At 66.8% G+C, this 820-nt stretch carries 1 protein-coding gene; it reads left to right on the forward strand.

Annotated elements, in window-relative coordinates; translation table 11 throughout:
• Positions 1-820, forward strand: an 820-nt coding sequence (locus tag O3W51_RS48215; RefSeq protein ID WP_269290450.1) for a class I SAM-dependent methyltransferase, incomplete at both ends; no start/stop codon positions are given.

Below are 820 nucleotides of genomic sequence, written 5' to 3' on the forward strand. Positions count from 1 at the left end.
TACACCGGCCGCGCCGACCACCAAATCAAAATCCGCGGCTTCCGCATCGAACCCGGCGAAATCGAGAAAGTCCTCACCGACCACCCCGACATCACCCAAGCCGCCGTCATCACCCACGAAAACCAACCAGGTGACGCTCATCTGGTCGCCTATGTAGCAGCCGACCGCTCCGTCCCGACGAGCGACGAGGATGAGCGGGCTCAGATCGGCGAGTGGCAGGAGCTCTACGACTCGCTGTACACCGGGTCCGGTGCTGAGTTCGGTGAGGACTTCTCCGGCTGGAACAGCAGCTACGACGACAGCGCGATTCCGTTGTCGGAGATGCGGGAATGGCGTGAGGCGACCGTCGAGCGGGTCAGGGCGCTCAAGCCCGGCCGGGTCCTCGAGATCGGCGTCGGTACCGGTCTGCTGCTGGCGAAACTGGCGCCCGAGTGCAGCGAGTACTGGGCGACGGATCTCTCCCCGACCGTCATCGAGGCGATGCGGTGCCACGTCGATGCCGATCCCGAGCTCGCCGGGCGCGTCACCCTGCGCGCCCAGGCAGCGCACGAGCACGACGGACTCCCGCAGGGTCACTTCGACACGGTCATCCTGAACTCCGTTGTCCAGTACTTCCCCAACGCCGAATACCTCCGGCAGGTCATCGAGCAGGCCGTACGCCTGCTCGCTCCCGGCGGAGCTGTGTTCGTGGGTGACGTCCGTAACCCCCGCCTGCTGCGCACTTTCACCACCGCGGTCCAGGCCGCCCGCGCCGACGACGCCGACACCGCCGCCATCCGCCGCGCCGTCGAACAGAGCCTCGTCCTCGGCAAAGAACTCC

Source organism: Streptomyces sp. H39-C1 (genome assembly GCF_027158125.1).
Classification (GTDB): domain Bacteria; phylum Actinomycetota; class Actinomycetes; order Streptomycetales; family Streptomycetaceae; genus Actinacidiphila; species Actinacidiphila fildesensis.